Annotated in this window: 16 protein-coding genes; 7 read left to right on the top strand and 9 right to left on the bottom strand. The window is 61.6% G+C overall.

Translation table 11 applies throughout. The features are described 5' to 3' along the window. Positions 1-91: 91 nt before the first annotated feature. Both glmM and BISU_RS02890 read left to right on the top strand, forming a co-directional pair. Positions 92-1,477, top strand: coding sequence for a phosphoglucosamine mutase (gene glmM / locus BISU_RS02895; RefSeq protein ID WP_024462713.1), 1,386 nt, complete (start codon positions 92-94; stop codon positions 1,475-1,477). After that, positions 1,477-2,130, top strand: coding sequence for a peptide deformylase (locus BISU_RS02890; RefSeq protein ID WP_024462714.1), 654 nt, complete (start codon positions 1,477-1,479; stop codon positions 2,128-2,130). Before glmM ends, BISU_RS02890 begins: the two co-directional genes overlap by 1 nt. A 213-nt stretch (positions 2,131-2,343) precedes the next feature. Here the strand turns inward: BISU_RS02890 and BISU_RS02885 are convergent, their stop codons facing one another. Further along, complete coding sequence (locus tag BISU_RS02885) at positions 2,344-4,209, bottom strand: hypothetical protein (RefSeq protein ID WP_024462715.1); 1,866 nt, start codon at positions 4,207-4,209, stop codon at positions 2,344-2,346. 160 nt (positions 4,210-4,369) lie between these two features. Beyond that, a complete protein-coding gene (locus BISU_RS02880; protein WP_024462716.1) occupies positions 4,370-5,413 on the bottom strand; it encodes a Gfo/Idh/MocA family protein in 1,044 nt (347 codons plus the stop codon). Between the two features lie 185 nt (positions 5,414-5,598). Between BISU_RS02880 and BISU_RS13085 the strand changes: the two genes are divergently transcribed. Beyond that, positions 5,599-6,129, top strand: coding sequence for a very short patch repair endonuclease (locus tag BISU_RS13085; RefSeq protein WP_404801791.1), 531 nt, complete (start codon positions 5,599-5,601; stop codon positions 6,127-6,129). Here the strand turns inward: BISU_RS13085 and BISU_RS02870 are convergent. The 7 genes from BISU_RS02870 to BISU_RS02840 form a co-directional block, all read right to left on the bottom strand. After that, positions 6,107-6,901 (bottom strand): DUF4391 domain-containing protein, encoded by a 795-nt coding sequence (locus tag BISU_RS02870; protein WP_033502452.1) that lies wholly within the window; start codon positions 6,899-6,901, stop codon positions 6,107-6,109. The genes BISU_RS13085 and BISU_RS02870 overlap by 23 nt on opposite strands. A 158-nt stretch (positions 6,902-7,059) precedes the next feature. Continuing rightward, positions 7,060-7,842 carry a FadR/GntR family transcriptional regulator gene (locus BISU_RS02865; protein ID WP_152599017.1) on the bottom strand — a complete coding sequence of 261 codons (783 nt, stop codon included), beginning with the start codon at positions 7,840-7,842 and terminating at the stop codon, positions 7,060-7,062. A gap of 41 nt (positions 7,843-7,883) precedes the next feature. Next, on the bottom strand, positions 7,884-8,675 hold the full coding sequence (locus BISU_RS02860; protein ID WP_024462720.1) for an amino acid ABC transporter ATP-binding protein: 792 nt from the start codon (positions 8,673-8,675) through the stop codon (positions 7,884-7,886). Between the two features lie 2 nt (positions 8,676-8,677). Beyond that, the gene (locus BISU_RS02855; RefSeq protein WP_226839184.1) at positions 8,678-9,421 is read right to left on the bottom strand and encodes an amino acid ABC transporter permease; all 744 of its coding nucleotides are present in this window, start codon (positions 9,419-9,421) and stop codon (positions 8,678-8,680) included. 382 nt (positions 9,422-9,803) lie between these two features. Beyond that, complete coding sequence (locus BISU_RS02850) at positions 9,804-10,838, bottom strand: bile acid:sodium symporter family protein (protein WP_024462722.1); 1,035 nt, start codon at positions 10,836-10,838, stop codon at positions 9,804-9,806. Between the two features lie 282 nt (positions 10,839-11,120). Beyond that, positions 11,121-11,657, bottom strand: a complete 537-nt coding sequence (locus tag BISU_RS02845; RefSeq protein ID WP_024462723.1) for a peptidylprolyl isomerase — start codon at positions 11,655-11,657, stop codon at positions 11,121-11,123. Positions 11,658-11,787: 130 nt separating this feature from the next. Then, entirely contained in the window at positions 11,788-12,654 is an 867-nt protein-coding gene (locus tag BISU_RS02840; protein WP_051245953.1) for a Cof-type HAD-IIB family hydrolase, read from the bottom strand. A 528-nt stretch (positions 12,655-13,182) separates the two neighbouring features. On the opposite strand from BISU_RS02840, the gene BISU_RS02835 reads away from it, so the two are divergent. The 4 genes from BISU_RS02835 (at position 13,183) to BISU_RS02820 (ending at position 17,680) form a co-directional block, all read left to right on the top strand. Continuing rightward, entirely contained in the window at positions 13,183-14,160 is a 978-nt protein-coding gene (locus BISU_RS02835; RefSeq protein ID WP_024462725.1) for a MetQ/NlpA family ABC transporter substrate-binding protein, read from the top strand. Between the two features lie 190 nt (positions 14,161-14,350). Then, positions 14,351-15,628, top strand: coding sequence for a methionine ABC transporter ATP-binding protein (locus BISU_RS02830; protein ID WP_024462726.1), 1,278 nt, complete (start codon positions 14,351-14,353; stop codon positions 15,626-15,628). A 32-nt stretch (positions 15,629-15,660) separates the two neighbouring features. Beyond that, the gene (locus tag BISU_RS02825; protein ID WP_024462727.1) at positions 15,661-16,344 is read left to right on the top strand and encodes a methionine ABC transporter permease; all 684 of its coding nucleotides are present in this window, start codon (positions 15,661-15,663) and stop codon (positions 16,342-16,344) included. A 151-nt stretch (positions 16,345-16,495) separates the two neighbouring features. Next, the gene (locus tag BISU_RS02820; protein WP_024462728.1) at positions 16,496-17,680 is read left to right on the top strand and encodes a M20 metallopeptidase family protein; all 1,185 of its coding nucleotides are present in this window, start codon (positions 16,496-16,498) and stop codon (positions 17,678-17,680) included.

Below are 17,680 nucleotides of genomic sequence, written 5' to 3'. Positions count from 1 at the left end.
ACATCTGGCGTCGAGGCGTCGCTTGGTGCGTGGCCTTGGGTACGATGGTGACTTGCATTGTAGTCAGGAAACTTAAGGATAAGAGAGATACATGCCCAGGATGTTCGGCACCGATGGTGTGCGAGGTTTGGCAAATAGGGTTCTGACGGCGCGGCTGGCGCTTGACTTGGGCGATGCAGCGGTGCGCGTCCTCGGCGATTCCGGAACCAAGAGCAACCATCCGGAAGGACGGCGTCGTGCGCTGGTCGGCCGCGATACGCGCGTTTCCGGTGATTTTCTCGCTTCGGCCCTGTCGGCTGGCATGAGCGCCGGCGGGTTCGACGTGATCGACGCCGGCATCATCCCCACCCCCGGCGTGGCGTTCCTCACCTCGGTGCTCAACGTCGAGATGGGCGCGGTGATCTCAGCCTCGCACAACCCGATGCCCGATAATGGCATCAAGTTCTTCGCACGCGGCGGCTTCAAGCTCGCCGACACCAAGGAAGACGAGATCGAGGCGCTGCTCGGGCAGGACTGGAACAGGCCGACCGGGGCCGGCGTGGGTCGCGTGAGCCATGACACCGCCACCGCCACCAACCTGTATATCGACCATCTGGTGGACACCATAGCGCCCATCAGCGCGGACAAGACGCAGCCCAAGCCGCTCAAAGGCCTGAAAATCGTGGCCGACTGCGCCAACGGCGCCGCTTCGGTCGTCGCACCGGAAGCCCTGAGAAGGGCTGGTGCCGAAGTCGTGGTCATCAACGCTTCGCCGGATGGCTACAACATCAACAAGAACGCCGGTTCGACCCATCCTGAGCAGTTGCAGGCCATGGTCAAGGCTTCGGACGCCGTGATGGGCGTCGCCTTCGATGGGGACGCCGATCGCTGCCTTGCCGTGGACGAAAACGGCGACATGGTCAATGGCGATCAGATCATGGGCATCCTCGCACGCGCCAAAAAGCATGCAGGCAAGCTCAACCATGACACTTTGGTGGTCACCGTGATGAGCAATCTGGGACTGAAGCTCGCGTTGGCCGACATGGGCATTGCGACCGTGCAGACCGGTGTCGGCGACCGTTATGTGCTCGAAGAGATGCTGCGCGGCGACTACTCGCTCGGCGGCGAGCAGTCCGGCCATGTCATCAACCGCGCATTCGCCACGACCGGCGACGGCACGCTCACCGCGCTGACCCTGTGCAACGAAGTGGCTTCCTCAGGGCGCAGTCTGCGTCAGTTGGCCGCCGACTTCCCGCAGCTGCCGCAGCAATTGGTCAATGTGCCCAATGTGGACAAGGGCGCGGCCTCCGGCAATGCCGCGGTGCAGGCTGCGGTCGAGCGCGAATCGAAGCTGCTGGGCGACACCGGACGCGTGCTGCTGCGGCCCAGCGGCACCGAGCCGCTCGTGCGCGTGATGGCCGAGGCTGAAACGCAGGCTCAGGCCGACGAGGTCTGCGCACGTCTCGCCGCCGTGGTCGCCGAAGAACTGGCGCTGTGATGTTCGGGCGCAACGCGAAAGTCGACACTGAACTCAACCGCGATGTCGAAGGTCTGCTGCACGAGGCGGGCAAGGATCGCATCCTGCCCATCGTGCAGATGGGGGAGCCGGTGCTGCGTCAGCCGTCCGGGCAATACGCGGGCCAGCTAAGCCACCGCACGCTTGCCAAACTGCTCGACACCATGCACGAGACCATGCTGGAAGCGCCCGGCGTCGGGCTGGCTGCGCCGCAGATCGGTCTGGGACTGGCCATCGCCTTAATCGAGGACCACCTGCGCGATGATGAGGATGATCCGCGCGAAATCGGCGAGCTGCCGTTCCGCGTCATCATCAACCCGTCGTATGAACCGGTCGGCTCGGAAACACGGAGCTTCTACGAAGGCTGCCTGAGCTTTTCCGGGTACCAGGCAGTGCGCCGGCGCTGGCTTGACATCACTGCCCGTTGGCAGGATGAGGACGGCAAACGCCACGAAGAACGCATGCACGGCTGGCCGGCCCGCATCTTCCAGCACGAGACCGACCACTTAAGCGGAGAAGTCTACATCGACAAGGCCGAGATCCGCTCCTTAAGCAGCGACGACAACCTCAGCGACTTCTGGGCCGAAGACCCGGTACCGACCGAGGCCGCCGAGGAGCTCGGGTTTACTATCTAGCGAAGGGTCGGGGCTGGCGGGGACTTGGCCTCTCTCGCGCACCAACGGGGTTTACTGCCCCTTTTGGGCCTCTAACTCAGGATAATCGTCACGAAAGGGGCATCGGGGAAGAAGCTCTGCCCCTTTTGGGCCTCTTATCGCAGATTGGCGTCACGAAAGGGGCATTATCTCTGGATCATCGATACCAACAGGGCGCCATCCGACCTTTAGCGCCTAGCCCTCAGTCTCAAGCAGCGCATACAACGCCTGCGCGAGCTTGGCTCTGGCGGGGTAGTGCTCCACCAGCTTGCGTGCGATGGATTGCGCCTCGTTCATGCTGAACACCGATGCATACTTCATCAGCGATTTGGCGATGTGCTGGTAGGCGGCCTGCCGCGCCGGCATCTCGCCTTCGTAACTGCCGTCCATGCCGATGGGGCCCAGGATGATGTGCTTCGCTGTCTCTGGTCTCGCCAGCGCAATGGTTTTCGCCAGCTTCGTGCGCGACTTGGGGAACTGGCGTGCGTAGCGCCAGGCCCGTTCGCCGAGCTTTTCGCTGATGAGCAGCTGTTCATAGGCCATATTGCGCGTGAAATGCTCGCGTCCGTCGTCGTATTCCTCAAGAATCAGCTTGACCTGGCGAGGCCAGTCGTCGCCGCTCGCCGCACGCAGCCGTGAGACGTTGAACACCTCGTCGGAATCGAAGGCCTCGACCACGCGCTCGCGATAGAGCTCGCACAGTTCTTCGCGCCGTCCCAAAGCCTGCAAAGCGGCCTCGTGTATGGACTCCCACTCGTAGGGGGCCACATCGGAAGGGATAACCATAAGTTGCTGGTTCGGGTCGTCGCGCATCACCAACTCGCTGAAGTCCAGCAGCTCCTGCCAGCGCTCCTGTGCGATGAGCCGGGCGGCGTAGGAGTCCGCGAAGGGCTCCATATCGTGGTGTTCGGCGAGGAAACGGTCCGCCGCCTCGGCTTCGCCGCTCAAGCGCAGCAGATCGTGGCGCAGGAAGAGCATCGTCTGCTCGAAATGCATATGCACCAGTTCGATCGGGTAATCCACCAGATCGCCGTCCGCATTCTCCATCAGCCCGCTCGCCAGATCGGTCTGCACATCCGTTTTGGCCTGGTGCAGCATGCGGTCCATCGCGCCCGACGCCTTGTCCAGCGCGTCGTAGGCGAGCACGCGCGTGTCGTCCCACCGGGCGAAAGGCAGCGCGCAAGAGAGCAGCTCGACCATCTGCGTGGGGTTGAGGCGAAAATCCTCGCTGCAGACCACATCGAGTATCGCCTGCAGGGATGCGGCTCCGGTGATCGGGTCGGCACTTCGCGCCAGGGATTCGAAATAGACGCGGATGTCTTGAATCAGCCGTTTGAGGAAGACGAAGCCTTCGTCTTCCCTGTCGGCGATGTTGCCAATGAATTCCGCTGTGACTTCGAGCGCTGCCGCAAGATTCGCGGCCGCATCCTGCCAATGGTCGCTCATCATCGCATTGCCCGCCACGGCCTGCACGCCAGATAGGGCCCGCGTTTCGATATGGAAGGTGGGCAGGGCGGCCTGGCGCATCGCATACCCCTCCGGCGTGAGCTGGGTATCGGGCACGGATGCCGCGAGACTTTGGAAATACCAGTCAATCGGCGCTCTCATGATCGCGCGTGCCTGGTCGAAGGGCGCTACCGGGCCGGACAGTCGTGTGGCGTCGCATTCGACTGCGAGATCGTCGAGGACCTCGTTCCACAGAAACGTGGGGCTGTCGTCCTCGGTGCCGAGCGGCCAGCCGGTCGCGATGAAATCGCGCAGGGCATCGGCTTCGTCGTGAGGCAGCGTGCCGGCGGATGCGTTCGTATTCATGGCGGTATCCGCGCTCGTCTTTGCCTCTGCGTGCGTGTGAATGCCCGCGACGGCATCCGTGTTGGCGTTGTCATTGGCGCTCGTATCGGCGCGGGTGCCGGGGGAGCGCTTATGGTCGACGCCGTGCCGATCGGCTTCGTGCCCGCGCGTACCGCCGCTCGGATGCGCCTGCGAAGCGTGGCGTCGCTTACCGTCGTCAGTGCGGTCAGCGTCGTGCCCGTCGCTGAATTCGGAAGGATGGTATGTCATGATCGGTCATTCCTCCGTTCCGATGGTTGATTGCCGATAACTGATTCCGTCGTTACCAGCCTACCGAATCCCTGTATCGCGCTATATCGCTCCGGGCGCACTGCGTGTAACAGCCTGCGCGAAAAGACTGACAGATCAGACCATGTGATGATGCTTCGACCTATTCGAAGGGATACTTGAGGCCCCACTGGCTGCGAATCCGGTCCATGAGCCGCATGATGCGCATCGTGTCGGTGTGCGGCATCTCGGGGCATTCGCCATTGCCGTCGAGAATCGCGTTGGCCGCCGAAGCCACCTGATACTCGTAGCCGGTCAGCTGCTCGGGAATGCTGTGGCGCTTGGTCAGGCGATGGTCGGCGTCATACACATCGACCGACTCCACGTTGTTGATGTTGTTGCATACGAGGTAGCCTTCAGTGCCCCAGACGGTGCCGGCGCGCTCGGAGACGGAAACCATCGAGCAGTCGGCGACGCCCATCGTGCCATCCTGGTAGCAGATCATAGTCGAGCTTTGCGCGTCGACGCCGCTCTCGTAGGGGATCATAGCGGTGATGATCCGTTCGATTGGCCGCGGGCCCATCGCCATGTCGATGAAATTAAGCGGATACACGCCCATATCGAGCAGTGCGCCGCCAGCCAGCGCTGGGTCGGCCAAACGGGGAACGTCGAAGATGGGATATCCCAGATTCGCCCGCGCGGTGTGCACTTCGCCGATGGCGCCCGAGGCGATGATACGGTCGATGATGCCGCGTGAGGGCATGTACCGCGTCCAAATGGCTTCGGTGCACAGCAGCCCGGTTTCACGGGCCGTGTCCAGCACGGCCGCCGCCTGCGTGGCGTTGGCGGTGAAGGATTTCTCGACCAGCACGTTCTTGCCGGCATTGAGGCACAGGATCGCCTGCTCGGCGTGCAGGCTGTGCGGCGTGGAGATATAGACCAGATCGACGTTCGGGTCGGCCGCCAGCTCCTCATACGAGCCATACGAGACCGGAATGCCGTATTGCTTGGCGAAGGCCGCTGCCCGCGCGCCGTCCCGTGCGGCTACGGCATACGGCGCGACGAGACCGCTGTATCGGGGATCTTTGATCATTGCGTTGAGCGTCGTGGCCATCGCGTTCGCAATGCTGCCGGCGCCGAGTATCGCGACATTGACCTTCAAACCGTCTCGTTCGGCATCGGCGCGCTTGCCATTGAGTCTGCTCATCATTCCTCCTTGAATCGTAGGGTCGTGATTCCAGTCTAGGAACCCCGCTTTACGTTGTGATCCGACGAGAGATAATGGACAGTGTGAATGAAGCTGAGGAATCCATCGTGCAGGATGAGGCGCCAGACAGCGGGGAAGTGCTGCCATCAACTGCGCAACGTGAAGCGATAAAGGCGGCTTCGCCACTGGAGCCGGCCAGCTTGCCAGAGCCTAGGTCTGCCAAGCGTAGGAAGAAGAGCAAGACAAGTCTCAAGAAGGACCGCGCAACGAAGGGGGTTGCCGAGAAATACGCCCGGGGCACGCGCAGCTACACGATGTCGCATATCCACGGCAAGGATACGGCCATCGAGGTGGAAGTGCGCCGTTACCTGTTCGCGCGAGGATTGCGTTTCCGCAAAAACGACAAACGCTACCCTGGCCATCCCGACGTGGTGCTGCCGAAATGGCATGTGATTGTCTTCGTGAACGGGTGCTTCTGGCACGCTCACGAGCACTGCGCCAAGCATACGATGCCCAAATCCAACGTGGAGTATTGGAGCGCCAAGCTGCTGCGCAACCGCGAGCGTGACCACGAGCAGCATGCCCAGCTTGCGGCGATGGGCTGGCGCGTGATTGACGTCTGGGAGTGCGAGCTTAAGAAAAACGTACGCGAGGAAAGGCTGGAGCGGCTGTACGACGAGATAACGGAAGAAGCTACTCAGCTTCCAGCCGACTGATTTCGGCGCGCAGTTTGTGCAGCTTGGCATAGAGTTCGTTGCGCTGCGCCGGCTGCTTGGCGCGGGCATGGTCCTTGACGAGCTTGGCTTCGTCGGCGCGCAAGGACACAAGGTTGTCGCGATTCGCTATACGCGCGTCAAGGTCATGAGCGTCAGCGCTGCCGAGAATGATCTGGGCGTCGAGGCTTTCCCACACTTCATCGAGCGTGGTGCCGCTAATCGCGAGTGCCGCTTTGCCGCTTGGCTGATAGTCGCTGACGAATATCCTGTTGACGCGGGGACGCCCCGCTTTGCCTGGCATCGCCCGCCGCACCGCGAAGGCGCAGGATTCGTCATGGGAAGTCGTGGACTTCGCCTCGCGCTCGCCGCTGTCAGACCGCGACTGCGACCCTTGCGGCTGCGACTCCTGGGCTTCCGCCGGCACCTCGTCGCTCACGCAGACGAACACGATGCCGGAGCGACGCATCCCGGCGATATGCTCGATAACCTCGACCGGAGCAGTTGCGCCCCGATGCTGAATCCCGATGACCATGACCTCTGCCGGCCCTTTGCCCTCTGGGGCCGCGGCGACGCCGATGGTATTCGGCCGCAGCAGCGCCAGCATGGTGACGCTCTCGATGTCGTTGGCGAAACGCTGCTTGAGCTTGGCTGAAACCGGCGTCCTGGCGGTGAACATCTGCTTGGGCAGCGTGCCTTTCGCCTCGGGAATGGCGCAGGAAGCAGGCAGCCCGAGAGAGAGCGCCGAAACGGAACCACAATGTGCCACGGTCATCAGCGGCCTTCTTTCCAAGCTGTTTCACCGGTTTCAACCTGCGCCGGCCTCTTGCCCCATCGTATACGCGATCGCAGCCCGCGCGATTTCCCTGGCGCGTCACCGCCCGCAAAATCGTCATGCCGCGATCCCTTGCGCGCTATGAGCCTGACGTGCCGCTATGCTTCGTCCTGCTCGCTCTTCTGCGCGGTTTCGTCGGTTTTAGTAGCGCCCTTATCGTCCACCGTTTTTTTTACGGCGCCGACTTCCTGCAGATGTCGCCGCATAGCCTCCTCGGCACCTTGGACGTCGCCTTTGCGGATGCAGTCGAAAATTCTGGTATGGCCGTCAATCGACAGCTTGCGTCTGGCCACGGTCTCGTGCGTTTTTCCGCGTGTCTCTTCTGTGGCCTCGTTCACGAATTCCAGCAAGGCCGCCACCAGCGGATTCCCTGTGCTTTTGGCGATGGCGAGATGGAATTCCATATCCATTTTAAGCGACTCGCGTGGCTGCATCCTTGGAGTCGATCGCTCAAGAATGGTGCTCAGCGTAAGCAGATCAGACGCTCCGGCCTTGCGTGCCGCCAAGGCGGCCACATGCGGCTCGACCATATTGCGCAACTCGATGATGTTGTCCCACTCCGGGAGCACTTCGCTGAACTTCGCTTCGATGGCCTTGGTCGTTTCGTCGGCGCCGAGCACGATCGTGCCAGCTCCCCATCGCGTGGCGACGTGATTCTTTTCGGCCAGAATCGCGATTGCGTCACGCAGCGTATTGCGGGACACATGGAAACCTGCGGCAAGCTTGCGCTCACTGGGCAGCTGCGAGCCTATCGGATAGTCGCCCTGCCGTATGCGCTGTTCGAGCAAAGCCGCGATTTCCGCAGACTTTCCCATGCCGGTCTTCAGGAAAACGTCGCCTCCTGCGTTGTCGTTGTCTTTTATGGCTACCTTTCCAGTCAATTCATCACCATGCACTGACTGGAAAGTATAACCCAATTGGTTCAGACCACTTTGGCGAGAAACTCTCGCGTCCGTGGATTCGTCGGATTGTCCAGCACTGCTGCAGGTGATCCCTGCTCGACGATATGACCGTCGGCCATCACCACGATCCGGTCCGCCACTTGGCGGGCGAACGCGATCTCGTGGGTGACGATGACCATGGTCGTATTGCCTTCGGCAACGAGGTTCTGCATGACGCCCAGCACCTCGCCGGTCATTTCAGGGTCTAGTGCGCTGGTCGGCTCGTCGAACAGCATGAGCGCAGGATGCATCGCCAGCGCCCGGGCAATGGCCACACGCTGCTGCTGGCCGCCGGACAGCGAGCGCGGATGCTGATCCATGCGGTCGCCGAGGCCGACCTTTTCGAGCAGCTGGGCCGCCTCCGCTATGCTCTGCTCCTTGGGCGCCTTCATGATGCGCACCGGCGTGTGCCAGACGTTTTCCAGTGCCGTCATATGAGGAAACAGGTTGAAGTGCTGGAACACGAAGCCGATGTTGCGCCGCTGCTCGGCGAGATGCTTGCTGTCCTTGGTGTAGGCGCCCGACTTGGTGCGCCTGTATCCCATGCGATGGCCGTCGACATACATCTCTCCCGATTCGAAGGAGTTCAGCAGGTTGATGGTGCGCAGGAACGAGGTCTTTCCAGCGCCCGAAGGCCCCAGCAGCACCACGACCTCGCCCTTCTTTACGTCGAGCGAGACATCGCGCAGAATAACGTTGTCGCCGCGAGCCATGGAGATATTGCGTGCGCTGACGATGGTGCCGCCGTCAGGCAGCGTGCTGTCGGAAATCATCGTTACGCCTCTTTCGATTCGGAACTGTTCAATGCAGGACTTGGCGCGGCTTTGGCGGCTTTACCGGATTTGCGCGAAAACACTGATGCGATTGCAAAAAAAGCCTTGTGCAGCATGCTCTGCGCGGGGATGCCGAGTTGCCTGCTCAAATGGCACTCTATTTCGTTCTGCACGATCGTCCAGACCGTGGTGAGCAGCAGATAGTAGATGCCGGTGACCAGGAAGATCTCGAAGGTCTTGAAAGTCGCGGAGCTGACGGCCTGCGTGACGAGGAACAACTCGCTTACGCCGATGATGCTCAGCAGCGACGTGTTCTTCATCAAGGTGTTGAACTGATTGCCTAGCGGGGGAATCATGGTGCGCACGGCCTGCGGCAGAATGATCCAGCGCATCGAGGAGAAGCCGGTGTGCCCCAGCGCCTTCGATGCCTCGGCCTGCCCTTCGGGCACGGCGGTTATCGCGGAGCGGATGATTTCCGATACGTATGCGCCGTTGTTCATCGTGAGCCCTACGATTGCGGCGCTTACCGAGCCTGCCACGACCAGGCCGAAGGCGTGCACGTTTTGGAACTTGTAGATATTCGCCGCCGCGAGGCCCAGATAAATCACCACGAGCACCACCAGCAGCGGTATGCCTTGCATAATCCACACATACACTGCGGAAATCGTGCTCAGAATCCGATTGTGCGACAGGCGCATGAGCGCAAGCACCAGGCCGAGCACTACGCCAAGGGCCATCGCGAGGATGGAAATGTTATGGAATGTTTCGAGGAGTTTTCGGATAAATGGTACAGTAAATAAACCAGTGAACCAATTTGCTCGGCAACGGCGTTATGTGACTTGACGTGATGGATGTGACTTGACGTGATGGATGTGACTTGACGTGATGGATGTGACTCGGCGTTTCCCCGGATATTGCTGAATCTGATCTTGTCGCGGGCGCACATGCAATGGCACACAGTGGCACAGAGTCACGAAGGCGGAGGGGGGGGCGGCGCGAAGCGCATGCGCAAGAAGAACGTCGGGAATAACACACAGTGGGGAGGAGATTTGCGTCTCCTCCCCACTGTGGCTATATGTGGCTGCTCAACGGCGGGAAAGCCCATCGCTCACACGGCAGCTCCCTGTTTCAGGCGGTCACAGCAGCTGCAGCGCTTGCGCTCGAGGTCCCCGCCTCGGTTGAAGCGCCCGCTTCCTGCGCAAGCCCGAGCTTGTCGTCGTGCTTGCGCCACCACGCCGAGAGCACGGAGCCGGAGATGTTGTGCCACACGCTGAAGAAGGTGGAGGGGATCGCCGTGATCGGGGCTGCGGCGAAGGAGGTCAGGGCCAGCGTGGCGCCCAGGCCGGAATCCTGCATGCCCACCTCGAAGGTGATCGCCTTCTGCTGTGCGTATCCGAAGCCCTTCGGATACACCTTGTACATGAGCCTGGAGAAACCGTACCCAAGGCCGTAGCCGGACAGATTGTGCAGCATGACGACTGGAATCGCCAGCAGCGTGTCGGCGCTGAAGAGCTTGGCCTGGTTCGCGGAGACCACGACGCCGATGATCAGCAGAATCGCGACCTGCGAGACGATGGGCAGCGCGACCGTGATTTTCGCGATTTTCTCCTTGAAAATCATATGGCAGAGCACGCCAAGCGCAATCGGCAGCAGCACGACGGTCAACGCGTTGATGAGCAGCGACTGCCACGGAATCGCGATGTACTTCGAAGCGAGCAGCTGCATGAGCAGCGGAATCATGAAGGGCGCGAGCAGCGTGGACAGCAGGCCGATGGAGACGTCGAGCGCGACATCGCCGCGTGACAGGAAGCTCATCACATTCGACGACGTGCCGGACGGGCAGCAGCCGACGAGAATGACGCCTACGGCCAGCGGCCCCTCAAGGCGGAAGATCCAGCACAGCAGCACGGCGACGAGCGGCATGATCACGTAGTGGGCGACCGTGCCGACGATCACCATCAGCGGCTGCTTGAAGATGCGCGCGAAGTCCTCAAGCGACAGCGTCAGCCCCATGCCGAACAGCACGATGCCGAGCAGATACCCGGTGTAGCTTTTTGCCCATACGCTGGTGGCGGGCACGAAATAATTGAATGCAGCCCATGCGATCACGATAAGCGTGAACCATGTGGTCAGCCAGTCGGCGACCTTCTTCACTGTTCCCATTTCTTGACATTCCTCTCTTGTGACATGTGTCACAAGGACATATCCTAAAGACAGCCATGCCGTTATGCCCGCGCGTCTCATGTTGTGAACGTCTTGCGGGCGGTATTTGACGGATTTCACGCGCAACACCATGCGCAGCGCAGCTTTCGCGGCATGAAACGCAAAATTCCCTGCTCTGGTGCGCAGCGGCCAGAGCAGGGAATTGCATAGATATACGGATATGGATGAGGAAGCGCCGGCAAGAAGCAGCGGATTGGCGGCAGGCCAGCAGGTCAGCTGCTCTTAGCGCACCTCAATGGAAACGATTATGGCCGGCTCCAGCGGGGCGTCGGAGCGGTCGGTGGGGACGGCTTCGAGCTTGTCGACGACGGCTTTGGACTCGTCGTCGGCGACCTCGCCGAAAATCGTGTGATGGCCGTTGAGCCACGGAGTGGGCACGGTGGTGATGAAGAACTGCGAGCCGTTCGTGCCGTGGATCTTGCCGTCGGAGCCGCGGCGCAGCCCGGCGTTCGCCATGGCGAACAGGTAGGGCCGGTCGAAGGTCAGCGCGGGGTCGATCTCGTCATCGAAGTCGTATCCGGGGCCGCCGGTGCCGGTGCCCAGCGGGCAGCCGCCTTGGATCATGAAATCCTTGATGATGCGGTGGAAGGTCAGCCCGTCGTAGAACGGGTCGTGGGATGCCTCGCCCGTGAGCGGATTGGTCCATTCCTTCTCGCCAGTGGCCAGAGAACGGAAGTTCTCGACGGTCTTCGGCGCTTCGTCGTCGAAGAGGTTGATGGTGATGTCACCTTCGGAGGTGTGCATAACAACAGTACTCATGCGTTCCAGTCTGTCATGCGAGTCGGACCGGGAACCGCGAGCGGCGGAGGCAAAGGTCCTGTCCAGTCCGAAACGGGTACGCTGCAGCGAGCGTCGGATGCCGGATAGGCGCATCCTGCAGAATCGGGAGTCACAGAATGGCGAAGTGCCGCAAGGCGTTCATGATGCCGTCGTGGTCCACGTCATCGGTCACATAGTCGGCGACTTTTTTGACGAACCCGGAGGCGTTGCCCATCGCTACGCCGATGCCGGCGAACTGCAGCATCGTCATGTCGTTGCCGCCGTCGCCGAAGGCGATGCACTGCTCCCGAGTGTAACCATAGTGCCGCAGAAAACGTTGTATGCCAACGGGTTTGCCGCCGTCGGCAGGAATCAGATCAGTAAAGGACGGATGCCAGCGCACGCCCTTGACGTTGTCGCACAGCGCGGTGAGCTCGTGCTCCTGTTCCTTGCTGATGAACGGGCTGATCTGGAAAGTCGGGTGGTCAAGCGGCCGGGTGTGCGGATTGTCGATGAAGGCCTTCGGCGCGGTTTTGCCCAGTTGCCGCCAGGTCTCGCGCATGGTTTCGGTGATTTGATTGAAGTAGACGTAATCGTATTCGCAATAGCTCGCCACGACGTCGGGGTGCTCGTCGAGCCACGCGGTGATGATTCCCACGTCCTGTCTGTTCATGGACTCGGTCTCAAGGAAACCTTGGCTGTCGAAGCAGTACTGCCCGTTCATCGCGACCACGCCGTCGAAGGCTATCGGAATGGTGTCAAGCACTACGTCCATCTGGGAGGGCGAACGCCCAGTGCAGATGAAGATCTTCACGCCGGCCTCGCGCAGGCTTTGCAGCGCCGCTAATGTGGAGTCGGGCACGATATGGGTCTCGAAGCTGGTCAGCGTGCCGTCGATGTCGAAGAACGCGGCTTTGGTGTCGGGACTGCGGGTATCCGCATGCGGCAGACCCGCACTGCGAGACGGATTCGCATCGTAGGACGGCTGCGTGGACATGTATGCGTGCGGCGTTTGCGAATCCGCATAGGCGGGTGTGCGTTGGTCTGCGGTGATGTCACCGGTTGTCATGCTGTCAAGCCTTCCATTTGGCGCGGGTGCCGTGAGTGTGCCTCTCAATCCCTTACGGCTCCAGTGTAGCGGGCATGAATGCGGCTTGAGCGGTCGGCGAACGAGAACGGAAGACCTTGCTTATGGCCATGCGGTCCAGCGGCATGGGCGATGGCTATACACATGGTCCTTCCGGTTCCTCCGCGCGTTTCGTCTCGTTGGGAGCTGCAGGGCGAATGCGCGGGATGGCGCGGATCGAATACAAGCTATAACGAATATGTATAGAGGGATTGCTACTTTTGCTCGCTTGGCCGCGTCCATCCTCGTATCGTAGTGAGGGCCATCCGGCCGCCGCGAGGCGCAAGGGGACTTTCGTGCAGCGAACGCCGCATAGTCGAAGCCAACGCGAGGTCGCGCGACGCGGATCAACAAAGAGAACAAGTGAAGAACACCAGAGAGACAGAGGGAAAGAAAGCTATGACTTCTTCAAACCAGCAGCCAGCTGACGCAAACGGCAATCAGGAACCGGTGCGAGTCAACCACACCGTGCGCAATATCATCATCGCAGTGGTCGTGATCGCCGTTCTCGCCGTGGCGGTCTTCTTCGGATACCGTGCCATCGCGGGCAAGTCCGATTCCTCCGCGAAGGGCTCGCAGTCCAACCCGGTCAAGATCGGCGTCGTGGGCAAGACCAAGCCGCAGTGGATCGCCTTCGAGAAGAAAGCCCAGCAGGAGGGCATCTACGTCGACATCGTCGATTTCCAGGACTACACCTCGGAGAATCCGGCGCTCGATTCCGGCGATCTCGATCTCAACGAATTCCAGCACCTGCTGTACTTGGCGAACTACAACGTGCAGAACGACAAGAATCTGCAGCCCATCGGCGGCACTGCGGTCTATCCGTTGGGCCTGTACTCCGATCAGGTCAAGGATGTCAAGGACATCAAGGCCGGCAGCACGGTCGCGATTCCGAACGATGAGACCAACCAGGCCCGCGCCATCGGCGTGCTCAAGTCGGCCGGCATCGTCAAGCTCAAGGGCGCATGGACGCCGTTCACCTCTCCAGCCGACATCGACACCGCGGTCTCGAAGGTCGCTGTCGCCCCGCTGAAGGCCGAGCAGGTGGCCAACTCGCTCAAGGACCCGAAGGTGGCGGCAGGCGTGATCAACAATGACTATGTCAAGGACGCGAACCTCAACCCGAAGGACGCCATCTACTCGGATGACGCGGAAACCGAATCGGCGCGCCCCTACATCAACGTATTCGTCTCGCGCAAGGCCGATGTGAACAACGAGACCTATCTCAAGCTGGTCAGGATCTTCCAATCCAAGGAAGTGCTTGATGCGCTGCAGAGCGAATCCGGCGGCACCGCGGCGTTCGCCAACAAGTACAGCGCCCAGGACTTGCAGGGATTCCTTGCCACCATCGAGAAGGAAGCCAAGGCAAGCAAGTGAGATTCGCCGACTGATCGGACACCCGGTAGCCGGCGAAAACAGACGTTGCCACGCCATCTGCCCCGCGCAGGCAGGTAGCGTGGCAACGGCGGCATAATATTCTATAACAAGAGCGGTTTTCATTTCGGCATCGAGCTGCGCCGGATGCAACGAGACAGTGCGAGAGACAACGACGAATAGGGCGGCAGGAATGGCAGAGGCGATTATCACGCTTGACCATGTGGTCAAGGAATTCCATAGGCGCGGCGGCTCAGGGAAGCGGTCCGGCGCATCCCGCGCGGTCGACGATGTGAGTCTGCGCGTGGACCGCGGCGACATCTTCGGCATCATCGGCTACTCGGGGGCAGGCAAATCGACGCTGGTGCGCATGATCAACGCGCTTGAGCGGCCGACCAGCGGCGCCGTGAGCGTGCTGGGCACTGACATCACTGCGCTGGGGGAATCCAAGCTGCGCCCGATACGCCAGAAGATCGGCATGATCTTCCAGCAGTTCAATCTCTTCTCCACCAAAACGGTCAGCGAGAACATCGCCTACCCGCTGCAGCTGGATCATTGGCGCAAGGACTACCAGGAGAGGCGCGTGGCCGAGCTGCTCGATTTCGTCGGGCTGCGCGATCACGCCGACGATTACCCGGCGCAGCTCTCCGGCGGCCAGAAGCAGCGCGTCGGCATCGCCCGGGCGCTGGCGACCAATCCGCAGATTCTGCTGGCCGACGAGGCGACCAGCGCGCTGGATCCTGAAACCACTGACGAGGTGCTGGCGCTGCTCAAGCGGGTCAACGAGCAGTTCGGCATCACCATCGTGCTCATCACGCACCAGATGAGCGTGGTGCAGAACATCGCGAACCGGGTCGCCGTCATGAGCCAGGGCCGCGTCGTCGAGCAGGGCGACGTCTACGACGTGTTCGCCGCGCCCCGCCAGCCGGTCACCAAGCGTTTCATCGCCACCGCGCTGTCCGGCGTGCCGCAGGAGCAGCGCGTCGAGCAGCTGCACCGCGACTGGCCGGGCAGGATCGTGACGGTGCTCATTCGCCAGCGTGATGTGCTGAGCAGTGAAGAAAACCGCGGCGATGGGTACGGTAGTGGGCAAAACGGCGGTGACAGGCCGCCCGCCGTGCCGGCTTCCGGCCAGCGCATCTCGCAGCTCATCGCGAGCCGCGGCATCGCCAGCAGCATGCTCTACGGCGGCATCGACACGGTCGGCGGCTCCGCCATCGGCGCACTTACCTATGAATTCGATGACCAGCAGGAGGGCTTCGAAGCGTTCTTCGACGAGCTTATCTATGACAGCGACGTGGTCGATTTCGGCACGGCGAGCCATCCGATTGCCTATGAGCAGGCCGTTGCGTCGGTGAATGCCGTGGCGGCAGAGCAAGCGGCTGCTCAGCAGCCGCTTGTTGCAGGCGTTGCAAGCTTTGCAGGCGTAGAAAACACGGACGGCAGCGATACGAAGGGAAGCAAACGATGAGCGGCATTGCTATCGCGGCCGGGCGCTCCGGCATGGTTCTGGCAGGGCAAGGCGATTGGACCGTGCTCAAGCCGATGCTCTTCCAGTCCATTGCCCAGACGCTGGAAATGGTGTTCATCACCCTGATCGTCGGCGGCGCGTTCGGGCTGGTGCTTGGCGTGATTCTGTACGGCACGCGCCCGGGGAACTTGTTCGAGAACGCGGCGGTCTACCGGGTGCTCGACATCGTGGTCAATATCGTGCGGCCGATTCCTTTCATTATCTTCTTGGCGGCGATGCAGCCGTTGACGATCAAAGTCGTCGGGACATCGATCGGCACGATGGCGGCGGTGTTCCCCATGGTCGTGATGTGCACCTTCGCCACCTCGCGCCTAGTCGAGCAGAATCTCGTGCCGGTCGATTCCGGCGTCATCGAGGCGGCTCGCTCGATGGGCGCTTCGAAGATCACCATCATCCGCACGGTGCTGATTCCGGAGGCGCTTGCCCCGCTGATTCTCGCCTACGCCTTCCTGTTCATCGCGGTGCTCGACATGTCGGCTATGGCCGGCTACATCGGCGGCGGCGGGCTGGGCAACTTCGCCATCGCCTACGGCTACCAGAAGTTCGACCCCACGGTGACTTGGACCGCAGTCGTCATTATGATCGTGCTTGTGCAGGTGGTGCAGGGCATCGCGAACGCTTTCGCCAAGCGCCTGCTCAAGCGGCAGCGCTCCTGACCTGGTGTTCGCAGTGCGTAGTCTGCACGGGAACGGCTGATTACCGGCCTTGGGAGCGAGTGAACGAAGCAGCGCAGCGAGCGACGGCAGAATGGGGCGTGGCGCATTCGCCGGTCGCGTCCGAAGCAATTCGAGAAATGGGGAGCTATTCATGGTTGAGCATCTGGCTATCGGACCGGAGCTAATCGACATCCGCCGGCGGTTGCACGCCGACCCCGAGCTCGGCTTCCACGAGGAGCGCACAAGCCGATTCATTGCCGAGCAATTGCGCAGCCATGGCATTGCGGTCCTCGACAATCCACTGCCGTCGCACACCGGCGTCATCGGATTGATTGAAGGTGAACGGCCTGGCCCGTTCATCGCGCTGCGCGCCGATATCGACGCGCTGCCCGTAGCCGAGCGCAGCGGGCTGGACTACGCTTCGCGCAACGAGGGGGTGATGCATGCCTGCGGCCATGATCTGCATATGACCTCGCTGCTGGCCGCCGCGTTCTGGCTGGCCGAGCACCGCGAGCGCATCGCGGGCCGCATCATGCTGCTGTTCCAGCCGGCCGAAGAAACCGGGCAAGGGGCGCAGGCCGTGGTCGATGCCGGGATCATCGACGGCGTCGACGCGATCATCGGCACGCATAACAACCCCGACTATCTGCCCGGTCAAATCGCGGTCGGAACCGAGCCGATGATGGCCGGATGCGTGAAATTCGCCGTGACCCTTCACGCGCAGGGCACGCACGCCGGCTACCCGCATATGGGCACCGGTCCAATCGAGGCGTTGGCCTCGATGATCCTGTCGGTGCAGAGCATCGTGAGCCGCAACGCCACGCCCTTCCATCCGCTGGTCGTCTCGATAACCGAAGTGCATGGCGGCGACGTATGGAATGTGGTGCCGGCCGAGGCGGGATTCCTCGGCACTGCGCGGTATTTCTACAAGGACGACGGGCAGCTGGTCGAACGCCGCTTCCGGCAGATCGTCGACTCGACGGCCGAAGCGTACGGTATTACGGCTGATGTCGAATGGGATGATTTCGCCGATCCGCTGGTCTCGGACGCCTCGCTGGCTACCGCCGTGGCGCAGGATGTGTTGCAATATGCGAGCCTTGAACCGATCCATCCCTCGATGGCGGGGGAGGACTTCTGCGAATACGCGCAGCGCACCCGGCTCCTGTTCGCCTTCATCGGCTCGAATGGTGCACCCGGCCATTACGGATTGCACAGCCCGCATTTCGTCGGCTTGGACGGCGAACTGCAGCCCGCCGCCGAGTTCTATGTGAATGCTGCGCTGCGTGTATTGGTTGAGTTGCGCAAATCGCCTGTGAACCGGGTGGCGCTAGTATGA

Source organism: Bifidobacterium subtile (genome assembly GCF_000741775.1).
GTDB classification, from domain to species: Bacteria; Actinomycetota; Actinomycetes; order Actinomycetales; family Bifidobacteriaceae; genus Bifidobacterium; species Bifidobacterium subtile.
This window is presented reverse-complemented; position numbering and strand designations above follow the sequence as displayed.